Source organism: Methylotenera sp. (assembly GCF_030684185.1).
GTDB lineage: Bacteria > Pseudomonadota > Gammaproteobacteria > Burkholderiales > Methylophilaceae > Methylotenera.
Window position 1 is genome coordinate 34,013 of the sequence record NZ_JAUXOY010000015.1, and the last position, 15,377, is coordinate 49,389.

General features: G+C 43.3%; 14 protein-coding genes and 1 tRNA gene. 10 read left to right on the top strand and 5 right to left on the bottom strand.

Annotated elements, in window-relative coordinates; genetic code table 11:
* Window positions 1–18: 18 nt before the first annotated feature.
* The 8 genes from pilM (at window position 19) to mqo (ending at window position 8,708) form a co-directional block, all read left to right on the top strand.
* A complete protein-coding gene (gene pilM, locus Q8J82_RS06455; protein ID WP_305327317.1) occupies window positions 19–954 on the top strand; it encodes a type IV pilus biogenesis protein PilM in 936 nt (311 codons plus the stop codon).
* Window positions 951–1,718: a PilN domain-containing protein gene (locus Q8J82_RS06460; RefSeq protein WP_305327975.1), complete on the top strand. Its 768-nt coding sequence runs from the start codon at window positions 951–953 to the stop codon at window positions 1,716–1,718. The genes pilM and Q8J82_RS06460 overlap by 4 nt, the downstream gene beginning before the upstream one ends.
* Window positions 1,715–2,455: an MSHA biogenesis protein MshJ gene (locus Q8J82_RS06465; protein WP_305327976.1), complete on the top strand. Its 741-nt coding sequence runs from the start codon at window positions 1,715–1,717 to the stop codon at window positions 2,453–2,455. The genes Q8J82_RS06460 and Q8J82_RS06465 overlap by 4 nt, the downstream gene beginning before the upstream one ends.
* Window positions 2,452–2,880: a hypothetical protein gene (locus Q8J82_RS06470; protein WP_305327977.1), complete on the top strand. Its 429-nt coding sequence runs from the start codon at window positions 2,452–2,454 to the stop codon at window positions 2,878–2,880. The genes Q8J82_RS06465 and Q8J82_RS06470 overlap by 4 nt, the downstream gene beginning before the upstream one ends.
* Before the next feature lie 22 nt (window positions 2,881–2,902).
* Window positions 2,903–4,642: a pilus (MSHA type) biogenesis protein MshL gene (mshL, locus tag Q8J82_RS06475; protein WP_305327999.1), complete on the top strand. Its 1,740-nt coding sequence runs from the start codon at window positions 2,903–2,905 to the stop codon at window positions 4,640–4,642.
* A 29-nt stretch (window positions 4,643–4,671) separates the two neighbouring features.
* Window positions 4,672–5,571 carry an ExeA family protein gene (locus Q8J82_RS06480; RefSeq protein WP_304889922.1) on the top strand — a complete coding sequence of 300 codons (900 nt, stop codon included), beginning with the start codon at window positions 4,672–4,674 and terminating at the stop codon, window positions 5,569–5,571.
* A gap of 44 nt (window positions 5,572–5,615) precedes the next feature.
* Window positions 5,616–6,842, top strand: coding sequence for a tetratricopeptide repeat protein (locus tag Q8J82_RS06485; RefSeq protein WP_305327978.1), 1,227 nt, complete (start codon window positions 5,616–5,618; stop codon window positions 6,840–6,842).
* A gap of 381 nt (window positions 6,843–7,223) precedes the next feature.
* Window positions 7,224–8,708, top strand: a complete 1,485-nt coding sequence (gene mqo / locus Q8J82_RS06490; protein ID WP_305327979.1) for a malate dehydrogenase (quinone) — start codon at window positions 7,224–7,226, stop codon at window positions 8,706–8,708.
* Between the two features lie 12 nt (window positions 8,709–8,720).
* Here mqo and tpiA read toward each other — a convergent pair whose 3' ends face one another.
* The 5 genes from tpiA to rnr form a co-directional block, all read right to left on the bottom strand.
* On the bottom strand, window positions 8,721–9,479 hold the full coding sequence (gene tpiA, locus Q8J82_RS06495) for a triose-phosphate isomerase (protein ID WP_305327980.1): 759 nt from the start codon (window positions 9,477–9,479) through the stop codon (window positions 8,721–8,723).
* Window positions 9,480–9,588: 109 nt separating this feature from the next.
* The gene (gene rlmB / locus Q8J82_RS06500) at window positions 9,589–10,338 is read right to left on the bottom strand and encodes a 23S rRNA (guanosine(2251)-2'-O)-methyltransferase RlmB (protein ID WP_304890021.1); all 750 of its coding nucleotides are present in this window, start codon (window positions 10,336–10,338) and stop codon (window positions 9,589–9,591) included.
* A gap of 22 nt (window positions 10,339–10,360) precedes the next feature.
* A complete protein-coding gene (locus Q8J82_RS06505) occupies window positions 10,361–10,768 on the bottom strand; it encodes a type II toxin-antitoxin system VapC family toxin (RefSeq protein ID WP_304890022.1) in 408 nt (135 codons plus the stop codon).
* Window positions 10,768–11,019: an AbrB/MazE/SpoVT family DNA-binding domain-containing protein gene (locus tag Q8J82_RS06510; protein WP_304890023.1), complete on the bottom strand. Its 252-nt coding sequence runs from the start codon at window positions 11,017–11,019 to the stop codon at window positions 10,768–10,770. Before Q8J82_RS06510 ends, Q8J82_RS06505 begins: the two co-directional genes overlap by 1 nt.
* A gap of 144 nt (window positions 11,020–11,163) precedes the next feature.
* Window positions 11,164–13,641 carry a ribonuclease R gene (gene rnr / locus Q8J82_RS06515; protein ID WP_305253188.1) on the bottom strand — a complete coding sequence of 826 codons (2,478 nt, stop codon included), beginning with the start codon at window positions 13,639–13,641 and terminating at the stop codon, window positions 11,164–11,166.
* Window positions 13,642–13,737: 96 nt separating this feature from the next.
* Here rnr and Q8J82_RS06520 point away from each other — a divergent pair.
* Both Q8J82_RS06520 and Q8J82_RS06525 read left to right on the top strand, forming a co-directional pair.
* A tRNA-Leu gene (locus Q8J82_RS06520) sits at window positions 13,738–13,822 on the top strand.
* Between the two features lie 88 nt (window positions 13,823–13,910).
* Entirely contained in the window at window positions 13,911–15,287 is a 1,377-nt protein-coding gene (locus Q8J82_RS06525; RefSeq protein ID WP_304908401.1) for a site-specific integrase, read from the top strand.
* Window positions 15,288–15,377 lie beyond the last annotated feature (90 nt).

The window sequence follows — 15,377 nt, forward strand, 5'->3', positions numbered from 1 at the left end:
CAGAACCGAGACATTATTATGCGACTTTTTAAACAGAAAAAATCACCTGGCTGGTTTGCACTTCGCGCCTCAGAAAAAGGCACTTGCGTTGCACATGTGATTCAAAATGCAAAACCAACCGTTGCATTTAGCGGAGCCAGGCAAGAAAGCATAAAAAACAATGCAGGTATCAAAACCATGACTGTAGATTTAAGGTTGGCCAGCCTGAATTGCTCACTTTTGCTCGCAAAAAATGAGTACCAGTTATTTCAAATTGAAAAACCGAATGTACCTGCCAATGAGCTAAAGCAGGCAATCAGCTGGAAGCTTAAAGACATGATTGATTACCCTGTTGAGCATGCCACGATTGACGTCATCGACATTCCAGCAGACCCCAACAATTCAAATCGGCAGTCTTATGTGTATGCGATTGCCGCCAGGAATGAACTCATCAGTGATTATATGAAGCGATTCATCGAGTATTCAGGGGCTGGGCTTAAAGTGATTGATATTCCAGAACTTGCACAGCGCAATGTTGCCGCTTATTTAGAGCAGGAAGGTCGTGGGCTTGCCATGCTGTCCATCAACAGTAATGGTGGGTTGCTGACTTTCACTTCTGCTGGAGAGCTTTATCATGCAAGGCAGATTGAAATAGATACGAAGCAGATGCAAAGCATAGATAGTGAAAAAAAATCTAGTGCATTTGAGCGCTTATCTTTGGAGATTCAACGTTCACTTGATAATTTTGAGCGTCAATTTCCCTACGTTACTATCAATCGCCTGGTCTTGGCACCCTTTATGGAACGCGAAGATTTTTATGAATATTTAAAAACCTATCTGTACATTCAAATAGACCGTTTTGATTTATCAGATGTTTTTGAGTTTGCAGACCAAGCAAGTATTGGCGATTTAGCCATGCAAGCCAGCCTGCTGCCCGTGCTAGGCGCTGCATTGCGTGAAGGAAAATCATCATGAGTCAGCAGATTAACCTGATAAATCCCTCTCTTATCAAGCAAAAGGATTTTTTGAATAGTAATAATATAGCCATAACGCTAGGACTTTTATCGGTGTTGATGTTGGGTTATTACAGCTATGCGCAAAAACAATTGTCTTTATTAACCACGCAGCGTAGCCAGATTGCCGAAGAGTTAACAGCGACCCAAGCAACATTGCAACAAACAGTTTTGTTACATACGCCACATGATATGAACAAAGCATTGTTAGACCAAATTACGCAACTGGAACATAAAGAAGCCATGCAACAGCAAATTTTACAAACTGTGAAGCAAAGCTCAGCGACACCTGAAAAAGGTTACGCGGCATTAATGCGCGCGTTTGCCAAGCAAAGTGTTGATGGTTTGTGGCTCACCAGTTTTAGTGTTGATAGTCGTTCTGAACAACTTAATATCAACGGCCGCACTTTGCAAGGTGACCTTGTACCTGAATACATTTCTCGCCTGGGTAATGAACCTGCCTTAAAAGGTAAATTATTTGCCGCATTGAATATGAGCTTACCTAAAACAGAGTCATCGGCTACCAGTGCTGCACCAGTACCTATCGCACCGATAGCGACAGCTTCAATTATTAAAAACGGCGTATCTGCAATGCCTGTAACTACCAGTACACCGGTAGCAGTTATTCAAAATAACGAACCTAAATATATTGAATTCTCATTACAGTCTACCGATGAAAAGTCAGCCGCCAGAACAATAGCCACAGAGGCTGGAGGCAAACTGTGAAACAGTCATGGCTGACAATAAGCAGTAAATTTGAAGCGCTTAATACACGTGAACGCTGGATGGTTTCTGGCGCATTATTCGTGCTTGTATTTGCCGCCATCAATACGCTATTACTAAGCCCGGTGCTGGCGCGTCAAACAGTAGTCCAAAATGAGATTGCAACTGACCAGGCGCAGATTCAGGGTTTAACCCAACAAATAAATCAATATGCACAGCAACCTGTAATAGACCCTGATGCACAGAATAAACAACGGATTACAGAGCTGCAGACTCAATTGCAATTGCTGGAAACACAATTAAGCGGCTTACAAACAACCCTGATAAGCCCGGACAAAATGCCTGAGCTATTACGTAGTTTACTGAAAAAAAATGGCAAACTAAAACTCATCGCACTCAATACTTTACCAACTCAGGGCTTACTGGAAAGCGTTTCTGACGACACCAACCCTGCTGCATCAACAGCAGCGGAAGCCACTGCACAAACCAGCACACCAATCAAACAGGATGCACCGGTATACAAGCATGGCGTAGAGATTACCGTAGAAGGCCGATATTTAGACTTGCTTGCATACGTATCAGAACTGGAACAAATGCCTTGGCATGTGCTTTGGAGTAAAGCCGCTTTGAACGCTGAATCGCCTTCTTCAAATTCCTGGCCTTCAAGTACATGGCCTTCAAATCGCTTAAAACTCACGGTCTATACCTTAAGTTTAGATAAAACCTGGTTAAGTATATGAAAACAGCTAAAGCTTCAGCTCACCCAACACAAAATCCACTGAGACTATTGCTGAGTGTTTCATGTGGCATGTTTCTTCTAATGATGGAGCAAGATGTTCAGGCTGAGGCATTAAAAGACCCTACTCAACCGCCTGCTTCATTATCAAGCGAGATCACCAATGAAAATGCTCAGACTACTGGTCCGGTATTGCAATCTGTGATGCTAGGTTCGCAATATCGTGCGGCAATTATTAACGGTAAAAAAGTCATGCTTGGTGGTAAATATGAAAATGCTACGTTAATTAAAATCAATGAGCGCGAGGCTGTACTGCGCAATTCAGATATGACGACGCAAACCCTGGCGATGGATTATGCCGAGATAAAGAAAACTAAGTCGGCAATCCAAATTAAACCAGCACAAGACCAAAAACCGAATAAATACTGAATGAAGTAATCGAGAAAAAATGATGCGAAAATTACCTGTGCAATTGTCACCATTACTCATTTTAATGTTGCTGGCTGGCTGCGCCACTACCGAGCCACAACAACACGCGACACTCAATAAAATAAAAGATGAGCTAAAGCAGGCTGCTGAAGTAAAACCAGCTCCCGCAACCCCTAAGGCGATTAACGATGCGTTGTTGCCGCCTTTGAAAATTGCGATGCCTAAAGCTTCTGCCAAACAGCTGGAACAACGCTTTGATTTGGTCATCAGCAACGCCCCAGCAAGCCAGGTGTTAATGGGCATCGTCAGCGGCACACGTTACAGCATGCTGGTTCACCAGGATTTAACAGGCATGATTTCAGTCAATTTAAAAGACGTCACCGTGTTTGAAGCGCTTGATTCATTGCGAGATTTATATGGTTACGAATACAAAGTAGAAGGCACACGTATTTTTATTGAACCACAAGCGATGCAAACGCGCGTGTTTCAGGTGAATTATATCGTAGGGCAACGCAAAGGCTCGTCTGACACGCGTGTGACTTCAGGTTCAGTCAGCAACAGTAATAGCCAATCTAGTCAGGAAGGGTCTAGTTCTTCAAGCACCAGTGTAGGTAGTTCTGGCAACCGCGCGGCGCTTATCAGCACCAGCATTGCCACTTCATCCAACAATGATTTTTGGAAAGATCTGACAGATTCACTCAATGGCATTGTAGGCGCGGAAAATGGCCGTCGCGTAGTCGTTAATTTACAATCTGGCGTCATCATGGTGCGCGCCATGCCAGATGAAGTGCGCAATGTCGAATCCTTCTTGCGCTTGATGCAAGTAACGATTGAGCGCCAGGTGATTCTAGAAGCAAAAATTCTGAATGTGCAACTGAATGACCAATCACAAAGCGGCGTGAACTGGTCTATATTCGGCAGTAGCGGCTCCAATACCGGCATTGTTGGCAATATCAATGCGAATACTCAGCTTGCAAGCAGCGGCAACGGCCCATTAGTGAGCGGCGATTTAGGCGCGTCAGCTGGTACTGTATTATCGAACGCAGCCACCACTGCACTGGGTGGACCATTATTTGCAGTGGCATTACAAGGTGCAAATTTTGCAGCTTTGTTATCATTCCTGGAAACCCAAGGTGATGTACAAGTGCTCTCTAGCCCGCGCATTGCCACCATTAACAATCAAAAAGCAGTGCTCAAAGTGGGTACCGATGAGTTCTTTGTAACGGGAATTTCTTCAAGCACGACCGCTTCCACTGGCGCCACCACAACATCGCCTGAAGTCACGTTACAGCCTTTCTTTTCCGGCATTGCGCTGGATGTAACGCCGCAAATCGATAAAGACGACAACATTATCCTGCACATGCACCCTTCTATCAGCCAGGTAACTACCGTCAACAAGCAACTCAATTTAGGCGGCGCTGCTGGAGCAATCAACCTGCCGCTAGCGTCTAGCAATGTGAGTGAAACCGACAGCATCGTAAGAACGAAGCACGGACGCGTAATCGCTATTGGCGGCTTGATGACTGAAAGCACCATCAGCAGCAAATCAAAAGTGCCTGGGCTAGGCGACATTAAAGGCGTAGGTGCAGCTTTCCGTCAAAAAGGCTCAACCACCAGCAAAACTGAACTCGTTATATTGCTTAAAGCCACTGTTGTACAAGGCCAGGATAGCTGGAGCAATGATGTTTTATCCAGCCAGAAACGTATTGAAAATATGCAAAGACAAGACAGCTTTGCTCAAACTTCAACTGTTAATGAATAGTTAGTGACTAAAAAGTGAGCGAATAAATGATGTATCTCAAACACTTTGGTTTAACTGAAACGCCTTTCAGCATTACGCCTGATACCAGCTTCTATTTTGCCTCACATAGCTATCAAGAAGGCTTGAATACGCTGTTGTTTGCCATTTTGTCAGGGGAAGGTTTTATCAAAATCACCGGCGAAGTTGGCACTGGTAAAACACTATTATGCCGAAAACTGATGTCCAGCCTGGATGCCAGTTTTAAAGTAGCCTATGTGCCTAACCCCTATTTAGAACCGCATTCTTTGTTAATGACGTTGGCGCAAGAATTAGGCATCACAGTAGCTACAGACGTTACCCAGCATGCACTTTTGACTGCGCTCACGCATGGCTTACTGGATTTTGCACGCAATGACATCAAGGTCGTTGTTTGTTTGGACGAAGTGCAAGCCATGCCGATTGAAACACTTGAGGCATTGCGACTACTCAGCAACCTTGAAACTGAAAAACGCAAATTGCTGCAAGTGGTGATTTTTGGTCAGCCTGAACTTGAGGTTAAGCTCAACCATGCCTCGATTAGGCAGTTAAAACAACGCATTACGTTTGAATATCAGCTAGACCGTCTAAGCCATGACGAAATGCAATATTACCTGAACCATCGTTTAATCATCGCCGGCTATCAGGGCAGCCGTATTTTCAGCAGCGCGGCTTTGACGCTCTTGTATTTTAAATCTAAGGGCGTACCACGTTTGGTCAATATTTTAGCGCACAAATCGCTATTGGCAGCTTATGGAAAAGGTAAGCATCAAGTTGGATTTTCCGATGTGTTTGCGGCAATAACCGACACCAGATCAATTGAATCTACTTGGAGAAAATTGCGCCTGAATAGCTTCACTTTATCTGTATTTTTAAGTGTGTGTGGCAGCGCATTTTTAGCTTTTCCAAAATAATATTTACTTAAATAAACAAGTAATACATAAAAAAGACTGAAAAAATGAGTTTAATCAATCAAATGTTGAAAGATCTGGAACAGCGTGGTGCTGGGTCTACTGATGCGGAAAAGATTATTATATCCAGATTAGACGCAGATACTAAACCTCATCCAAGCCCGTTAACATCCAGAAAACTCAACACCAGCTTTTTGAAAATAAGCGGACTCATGGTGTTACTGGCCGGCGGTACCTATTTATGGGTTCAAAGCACTCCTGCGCAATCTCATAGCGCTGACTTAATTAATAAAGCATCTTTAACTCAATCAGCTAATGGCAGTGAAAATGCATTATCAGGGACAAAATCAGAAAGAAATACGTTGATTAATGCCGTTGTAGACGATCCAGCATCAACTCCGCTATTTGAAGTTACTCTCAAGCACACGCCCGTCGCAGCTCAAATGTATAACAATAATTCAGATAAAAAAGAAATAGTCGCTAATATACAGTTAGCCAATTTTCAAAATAATAGTATTCTTACAAAACCGACGGAATCGGTAAAGCCTTCAGAATTGATACAGCCAGATGAATTAGTTGAACCAATAAACCTTATTGCGCCTGAAAAGTTATCGGCAGCGCCTAAAGTTTTACCCCAATCAGCTACTAATAACAAATCTACGGGCAAACATATCAGCCAAGAACAAAAATCCGGTAACTTCTACCGTCAGGCATTGGCTAACCTTCAACAAGGTAGAGTAGCTGAAGCGCAGGAAAATTTATCTCAGGCATTGGAAGCCAATCCAGCAAATCAAGATGCCAGGCAAACACTCGCAGGGCTATTGCTAGACAATAAACGTAACGATGAAGCAAGAACAACGCTCGCGGCTGGCTTGGTCATTACGCCAGAGCAAAGCAACTTCCGCATAGCACTAGCGCGATTACAAGTTGAAGCAGGTGACCGCTCAGGCGCATTAAATACTTTAGAACAAGGCGCAGCTTACGGAAACAGCAATGCAGATTACCAAAGCTTTTTAGCGACGATGTTGCAACGTGTCGATCGCCATGAAGAAGCGATTAATCATTACAACGCTGCCCTATCTATCAACTCAAGCTCTACGAGTTCATTAGTTGGGCTTGGCATTTCACTGCAAGCTGTTGGAAAATTACAGAGTGCCCAGGAAGCTTTCACACGGGCACAATCCTATGCAACACTTAGCCCTGAGTTGTCACAATTTGTTGATCTACAACTTAAGCTAATTAATCAGCATAGTCAAAACCCTTTGCCAAAGTAAAAACGGCTATGAGTAGCAAATATTTGTAAGACAATTCAACTTATTCAAATATTACTCAATAGAGTTATTTAAGTCTGTCATACAGAAAATTGAATGATTTTAGTACGGTTCCATCCTACAGTCGGTGACTTTGACACACAAAAACTTTAGCATTTGCAACTTACCGTTTTTCACCATCATATTTATCCTAACTGCCTTTAATCTAAAGGCTCACAAGCCGATTAATATTTCCCAAAACAATATTATTTAATGTAAAATTTGCCGCTTGGTAGGTTATTGCTGGCATTTACAACCACTTAAAACCCCATTAAAAATGCTGAAGCCTGTCTATAACAGGCTTTTTTATTGACTACAACTTAAAGAAAAATTGACAATCATTTAATGACAACTGCAAATAAAGTTGATGTGCTATTAGTTGGCGGCGGTGTCATGAGCGCTACGCTAGCCTCTTTACTTTCTGAGCTGGATGACTCACTCAGCATGTTGATGGTTGAACGTCTGCCTAATGTCGCGGCAGAAAGCACAGATGCATGGAATAACGCGGGCACTGGCCATGCAGGGTATTGCGAACTCAATTACACGCCTTTAAGTGCAGATGGCAATATCAATATTAGTCGCGCTTTAGCGATTAATGCGTCATTTGAAGCGTCATTGCAGTTTTGGGCTTACCTAATCGAAAAAGGCAAGCTGCCAACTTCTAGAAACTTCATCAATCAGACCCCCCATTTAAGCTTTGTTTGGGGTGATGAAGACGTAGCATTTTTACGCAAACGTTATGATTTACTCAAAGCACACCATCTGTTTCAAGACATGGAATTTAGTGAAGATATAGCGACACTTGAAGCATGGATGCCACTCATTATGCAAAACCGAGACAAAAGCCAAAGGGTAGCTGCTACCCGCATGAAATATGGAAGCGATGTAGATTTCGGTGCTTTAACAAAAAGTTTGGTTGGCGATTTACAAAATAAAAAAAACTATAACCTCGCATTGAATACAGAAGTAAAAAGCCTGAAGCAACACGCCAATGGTCGTTGGTATGTGCGCTTGACTGATGTTAACACCAAAAAAACCAGGACAATAGACGCTGGATTCGTGTTTTTAGGTGCTGGTGGCGGCGCATTAAAATTATTACAAAAGTCGGGCGTGCCTGAAAGCCATGGCTATGGAGGATTTCCAGTAAGTGGTCAGTGGCTAGTCTGTAACAATCCAGAGGTTATCCAACGCCATCACTCAAAAGTGTATGGAAAAGCTGCTTTGGGCGCACCTCCTATGTCAGTTCCGCACTTGGATACCCGTATGATTAACGGCAAACCCGCCCTATTGTTCGGACCCTATGCAGGGTTTACCACCAAATTTTTGAAACAAGGGTCATATTTAGACTTATTTAATTCAGTCAAGCCAAAGAATCTAAAATCTATATTTGGCGCAGGCCGCCATAATATGGATTTAACACGCTATTTGATTGGTGAAGCAACTCAAAAGCATCACTCGCGTGTCTCTACGCTGCGCCAGTTTTACCCGCAAGCGGTTGATGCGGACTGGCATTTAGAAGATGCCGGGAAGCGCGTTCAAATCATAAAAAACTGTGATGAAAAAGGCGGAAAGCTCGAATTTGGCACTGAAATTGTGGCGGCTCAGGATGGTTCAATTGCCGCATTGTTGGGCGCATCACCAGGAGCCTCAGTAGCTGTACAAGCGATGATAGACGTACTGGAACGCTGCTTTAACCAACAGATGAAAAGCGAAGCCTGGCAACATAAATTAAAACAACTAATACCTAGTTATGGTGAGTCACTTGTTGAAAATGCGGAATTACTTAAGCAAATACGGCAGCGTACATTGAAAACACTTAACTTAACTTAAGCAATCAAACAGCTACACTTGATTGGCAGCCTGACATATACCAACAAAAGCTTTGGCCTCTAGCGAGCATCGCCCTACCAAAGCCCCGTCTATATCGGGCATAGCAAATAATGCTGGCGCATTTTCGGTTTGTACGCTTCCTCCATAAAGAATACGGACATTTTCAGCGACTTCTGCATTACATCTGGCAACACGCTTGCGAATAAAATGATGCACTTCTTGCGCTTGTTCAGGGGTCGCTGGTATGTCCGTGCCAACCGCCCACAACGGTTCGTAAGCCAGCACGGCCTTGGTGAGTAATTCAGCCCCGTAACGCCTGATGATGGAATCTAACTGGCGACCAACCACGTATTCTGTCCAGTCCGATTCACGCTCTTCTTTTGACTCACCCATGCAAAATACCGGGGTTAATCCAGCATTAAGCGCCGCATTAAATCTAGTGGCCGCAGTATCATCTGTTTCATGAAGTTGTATGCGTCGCTCGGAGTGTCCGACAATAACGTAAGTGCAGCCGTAATCAACCAGCATAGCAGGGGATACGGCACCTGTAAGCGCAGCATCTTCATTTGCACATAGATTTTGCGCCCCCCAAGCAACATTAGAACCCTGCATTAAAGACTGTGCCTGACATAGGTAAGGATAAGGGACGCATAGCGCATAATCTGCATTACGCAAATCAGCTACGCCAGCCATGACGCCAGCAAACAATTTTTGATTCGCTGTGATGCTGCCATTCATTTTCAAGTTACCTATAACCAACTTACGTCTCATTTTTTACCTCAGCCTGTAAATAAGTCTATGAATACAATACTTGCTTATTTAACAATGTTAGCCAAATCCCCTTTTGCACACCGACTCGCCATGACTAAAGGATGAAGCATCATTTCAAGCTGCGTTGGCGTCTAGCCTCATACAAACAAATACCACTCGCCACACTCACATTGAGGCTTTCCACTGAGCCAAACATGGGGATGGTGACTAAGGCATCGCAAGTTTCGGCCGTTAAGCGGCGAATACCGTCACCTTCTGCACCAAGTACAATAGCGATTGGGCCATCCAATTTGGTGTTAAGCAAGTTACCGGGAGCATCCATCGTGGTGCCCACCACAAAAACGCCCGCCTCTTTGAGCTCACGAATCGTTCTAGCTAAATTAGTCACCGCAATAAATGGCACTGTTTCAGCCGCGCCACAGGCTACTTTACGCACGGTTGCATTTAAGCCGACAGCTCTATCTTTTGGCGCAATCACCGCATGTACGCCCATCGCATCTGCGACACGCAAGCAAGCTCCCAGGTTATGCGGATCTTCTACACCATCTAAAATCAAGAAAAATGGCGGTTCTTTTAAATCAGACTCCAAAATATCATGGATATCTTTATACGGAATCGGCGTATCCACCACGCGTGCAATCACCCCCTGATGGCGGCCATTCATTCCTGCCATGCCGTCCAGGCGTGAACGCTCAACTTCCATAGTGCGTACACCAGAAGATTCTGCCATCTTCAGCAAATCCTTCATACGCGCATCTACGCGGTCTCGGTCAATTAAAATCTCCTGCACACTTGCGCTATGTTGGCGCAAACGGCTTAATACGGCATGAAAGCCAAATAAAATACGGGCGTCGCTCATTGAAACTTCCTTGTTTGGGCGTTTATTTTAAAATTTCTACCACTGGTTGCAATCCCGCTACTTTTGCACGTTTTTGCAAACGTTGATCAAAACTAACGAAAGCTTTGCAATGTTGGGTACGGATTAAATGCAGTGCATCGGCAAAATCTAGCCCTTGGTGATGAGCCTCTATCACTGATAACACAATGGCTCTATCTTCAATGATTACGTGCTGTAACCCACACAACGCTTTGAATACTCGCGTAATATCTGCACGCGGTAGCACGTAAAAACCACGCATGACCCATTCAAACTCTAATATCACGGAAATAGACACAAAAACGGCTTGCGACATAGCTTGAATAGCCGCAGGTTTTTGCACTGCAGCCTCACTATCTTCTGGGTCATCAATAAAAAAGCGCGCTAACACATTCGTATCTACCGCTTTCATTATTTATCGCGCGCCATGATGGTGGCCACATCAAACTCTGCCAAGTGACGTGGTTTGCCAGTTTTAGGGGCAGTGATCATGCCCGCGCATGATTGCACTGTGGCAGGCTTGATGGGGTGAGAAGGCACAAGCCGCAAGCCATCGTGATCTTCTATAATTTCAAGCTGCGAACCTGTCATTAAGCCTAAACGCTTGCGAATATTTGCTGGCAAAACGATTTGGCCTTTTGAAGAAATAGTCATGGTTGCCATGGTAATTATCCTATTCATGAAATAATCAACGGGACCATTATAACATAATTGCTTACATAGTAAGCTGTTGTGTTGGATGGGTAATTTATAGCGTGTTGGGTTACGCTAGACTAACCCAACCCTAAGCTAGCTCATGTTTAATTCTTAACGTTTACTGGTTCTTTTTGTGGATTTTCTTGATTGAGTAGGTTTAGGTGGATTTTTATCGCCGTTTTTGCTGGCGGATTTTGTCGAAGATTTAGCAGCAGTCTTTGACTTAGGCTTTGAACCTAAAGTTAATCTCTCGCCAGTTTTTGTTGCTGGTTTCGTGCCAAACTTGTCTCCAAATTTCGTGGTAGATTTTACAGGTTTCTGTTCTCCGGCACGCAACTTATCACCCACTGTGCTCTTACTAGAATTAACATCAATTTTATAATCTAATGAATTGATTTTATTAACTAATGTAAAATCAATTTTGGTTGTTTCTAAATCTACACGCACTACTTTAATAGTCAGTCTGTCGCCTAAGCGATAACGTACACCTGTGCGCTCGCCTGCCATTTCATGTCGAGCCTTATCATAATGAAAGTAATCGTTACCCAACTCAGTAACATGCAATAAACCTTCCACATACACACCATCTAAAGCTACAAATAAGCCAAAACTGGTAACGCCCGCCACTGTACCTTCAAAGACTTCGCCAATTTTATCCTGCATGTAAAAACATTTCAGCCAATTGGTAACATCGCGCGTAGCATCATCAGCGCGGCGCTCTGTCATTGAGCATTGAATACCGAGTTGGGTCCAGTCACCTGCTTTATATTTTTCGCCATTCAGCACCGCCTTAATAGCCCGATGAATTAATAAATCTGGATAGCGCCTTATGGGTGAGGTAAAGTGTGCATAAGCTTCATAAGCCAACCCGAAGTGACCGAGATTATCTGGGCTGTAAACTGCTTGCTGCATAGAACGTAGCAACACAGTCTGCAATAACTGAGCATCTGGACGTTCTCTAATTTTGTCCAGCAACTTGCCATAATCTTTAGCATGCGGTTTATCACCGCCACCTACACCAAAACCAAACTCACCCATAAAGGTACGCAGTAACTCAAGCTTTTCAGGCGTTGGCCCTTCATGAATACGATACAAGGCTGGATGCTCATTTGATTTAAGGAAGTCTGCAGCACACACATTGGCGGCCAGCATGCATTCCTCAATCAATTTGTGCGCCTCATTCCTTTGGCTAGGAACGATACTATCGATTTTTCCCTGATCATTGAACACCATGATGGTTTCTGATGTTTCAAACTCAATCGCACCGCGCTTCTCACGCTGAGTCAGCATCAACTTATAAACACTATTTAAATGCTGTAACTGTGGCATGAGCCATGCATACTCTTGCGCCAGCTCACCTTGTGGATTCTGTAAAATTTCATGTACTTGGGTATAAGTCATGCGCGCTTTTGAGCGCATGACAGAAGGATAAAACTTGTACTGCTTAACAATTCCCAAGCCATCCACCTGCATATCGCATATCATGCACAGGCGTTCTACATCAGGATTAAGCGAGCATAAGCCATTTGATAACGCCTCTGGCAACATCGGAATCACGCGACGAGGAAAATACACAGAATTACCGCGATCGAACGCGCCTTTATCAAGCGCATCATTCGGTTTAACATAAAAGCTCACATCGGCAATCGCCACCACTAGGCGCCAACCTTTGCCTTGCGGTTCTGCGTATACCGCATCATCAAAATCACGTGCCGTTTCACCGTCTATGGTAATTAGCGACATTTCACGGCAATCTATACGACCTTTATAATCGGCTGCTTGCACCAGTTTAGGATAAGCCTCTGCCTGCCTAGTAGCCTCGGCGCTGAATTCATGTGGCAGGTTATGTTTACGTAAAGCGATTTCAATTTCCATGCCGCTATCAGCATAGTTACCTAAAATCTCAACCACCTTACCCATAGGCTGTGCGTGCGCAGATGGTTGCTCAGTCAGCTCCACCATAACTACTTGACCAGCCTTAGCGCCCATATCCAAATGATATGGAATCAATATATCTAAATTGATACGCTTGTCTTCAGCGGCAACTATCGTGACGCCACTAGTTTGAACCACACGACCGACCAATTTTTGCGTGCGTCGCTCAAGCACTTCTACTATTTTACCTTCAGGACGACCCCTTCTATCCAAACCACTCATACGCACCATAGCGCGGTCGCCATGCATGACTTGTGACATCTCTTTAGGGCTTAAAAATAAGTCCTCACCATTACATTTAGTTTTATCATCAGGAATCAGAAAACCAAAGCCATCAGGATGCCCTTGTATCACGCCTGAAATCAAATCAAGCTTATCAGCAATACACAGCGCACCCTTTCTGTTTTTAATGATCTGCCCTTCACGCTCCATTGCATTAAGGCGCTTATTAAAGATCAGCCGTTCGTCCTCGCCAATATCCAGTAATAAGTAGAGCTGCTCCACACTTAATGGTACGCCCTGCTCGCTCATGGTCGTCAACACAAGCTCACGGCTCGGCAATGGCGTATCGTATCGACCGGCCTCTCGTTCCGCGTGTGGATCACTACTTCTCTTATTTTGTTTTGTTTTGTTTTTATCGCTATTTTTTGTCATTGACAAAGCTTACCTTTACTATAAAATTCACCGCAACTATTATCCCAGCTAAAAAAACGGGATGTAAATGATATTAATCATTTTACCTAACTAGTTGCCCAGATGGCGGAATTGGTAGACGCGCATGGTTCAGGTCCATGTGCCTTCGGGTGTGGAGGTTCGAGTCCTCTTCTGGGCACCAAATCATAAAATTATCTTTAAATTTCAAATGGTTATAAATAGATTTTGCTGCAATTTCATGGTGATCCATTCAAGTGATCCATTGTACTATGAAACTAGCAAGCCATCTATGGCAAAGCCGTCACGGCATTTACTACATTAGATACACATATTGCGGTCTCGATATTAAGCGTAGCCTTAAAACCAGAGACCCATTGATTGCAAAGAGTTTTGCTTATAAACTCGGTATCAATATGACAAATCCAAATGACATTCTTGCCAAGCTCCTCAGTAATGAGATCAATACAAAAACCTGGTCGCTAAAAACTCCTGATTTAGAAATGCAGACCGATGGCACTGAAGAAGATCATTCGCGAGCGATGGAAGCGCTAGCACTGCTATTTCAAAACAAACATACTATTGCGAAAACCGACATCACACCAGTAGTTACTTCTAATCAATCTTGGACATTAGATCAATGCATTCAAGATTATCGTAGTGAACGAAACAGCTCAGTTAAACCCAGAACAAGGCAAGCTTGGGATACTGACTTTAGGCAATTAATTACTGGGCTTGATGCAGCTACACACATTGCAAATATTGGACCAGACCGATATGCAGCTTGGCGCATGGAAGCAGTTGATCTCCTAGCGCCTAGCAGTCAGGACACTAAAAATAATGTCTACAAAAACTTTTTTGACTGGTGCATAGAAAGAAAACGTTGTGCTATAAACCCGGTCGTTTCATTAAAGCTCAGTAAAAATATACGCGCCGAATTACAAATGGAAAGAGGAAAGGAGCGCTTCCCATATGATGTAAACGACCTAAACAAAATATTTGACTCCAAAGTTCGTACTGAAATAAAAAAACCCTGTCTGTATTGGATGCCCTTATTGGCTTTATATACCGGCGCACGTGCAGAAGAATTGGCTGCAATTGAAATCAATGACATCACTGAATATGAAACCGGTTTATGGCAGATGAGATTCAAAAAAGGCAAAACTATAGCTAGCCTACGTACTATCCCAATCCATCCTGAAATTATTAATGCAGGTTTTCTTGACTATGTGGATGACGTAAAAAGAAAATGGCCAAATGCAGTTACTCTCTTCCCCTATATGAAGCCCGTTAAAGGTCGCCTAACTCATCGATTTAGTCAAGATTATGGACTGTTTAGAAATAATTTAGGCCTCTTGACTGGTAAAGACTTCCATTCTTTTAGAACAACACTGATTGGGTGTCTCATTAAAAATAAAGCACATCACGAAATTAAAAGAGCCTATGTTGGCCATGAGAATGAAGGAAAAAGAGATGAGCATGACAAATCATATGGTGATAAAACGCCATTCTCTGCTTCTGAAATAGCTACTGATATTTTTCCTAAAATTGATTATCAATATTCACATAAATTTGTTATGCCATCCCAGTCACCTTATAACAAAGGAAGATTCAACAGGTACTTTGACTCAGCTTTAAAAAGAGGCTGAAAATCAGCGATTGAGGCTTCTTCAGTAAGGTAATATCTAATCAGAAACATTCTAGGGTGTAGACGTGTCTTGCAATCGCAAATAACGATA

Coding starts and splice junctions, on each gene's coding strand:
- Q8J82_RS06470 (WP_305327977.1), top strand. CDS start 2,452: ATGAAAACAGCTAAAGCTTCAGCTCACCCAACACAAAATCCACTGAGA.
- mqo (WP_305327979.1), top strand. CDS start 7,224: ATGACAACTGCAAATAAAGTTGATGTGCTATTAGTTGGCGGCGGTGTC.
- Q8J82_RS06480 (WP_304889922.1), top strand. CDS start 4,672: ATGTATCTCAAACACTTTGGTTTAACTGAAACGCCTTTCAGCATTACG.
- rlmB (WP_304890021.1), bottom strand. CDS start 10,338: ATGAGCGACGCCCGTATTTTATTTGGCTTTCATGCCGTATTAAGCCGT.
- pilM (WP_305327317.1), top strand. CDS start 19: ATGCGACTTTTTAAACAGAAAAAATCACCTGGCTGGTTTGCACTTCGC.
- rnr (WP_305253188.1), bottom strand. CDS start 13,641: ATGACAAAAAATAGCGATAAAAACAAAACAAAACAAAATAAGAGAAGT.
- Q8J82_RS06510 (WP_304890023.1), bottom strand. CDS start 11,019: ATGGCAACCATGACTATTTCTTCAAAAGGCCAAATCGTTTTGCCAGCA.
- Q8J82_RS06485 (WP_305327978.1), top strand. CDS start 5,616: ATGAGTTTAATCAATCAAATGTTGAAAGATCTGGAACAGCGTGGTGCT.
- mshL (WP_305327999.1), top strand. CDS start 2,903: ATGCGAAAATTACCTGTGCAATTGTCACCATTACTCATTTTAATGTTG.
- Q8J82_RS06460 (WP_305327975.1), top strand. CDS start 951: ATGAGTCAGCAGATTAACCTGATAAATCCCTCTCTTATCAAGCAAAAG.
- Q8J82_RS06505 (WP_304890022.1), bottom strand. CDS start 10,768: ATGAAAGCGGTAGATACGAATGTGTTAGCGCGCTTTTTTATTGATGAC.
- tpiA (WP_305327980.1), bottom strand. CDS start 9,479: ATGAGACGTAAGTTGGTTATAGGTAACTTGAAAATGAATGGCAGCATC.
- Q8J82_RS06525 (WP_304908401.1), top strand. CDS start 13,911: ATGAAACTAGCAAGCCATCTATGGCAAAGCCGTCACGGCATTTACTAC.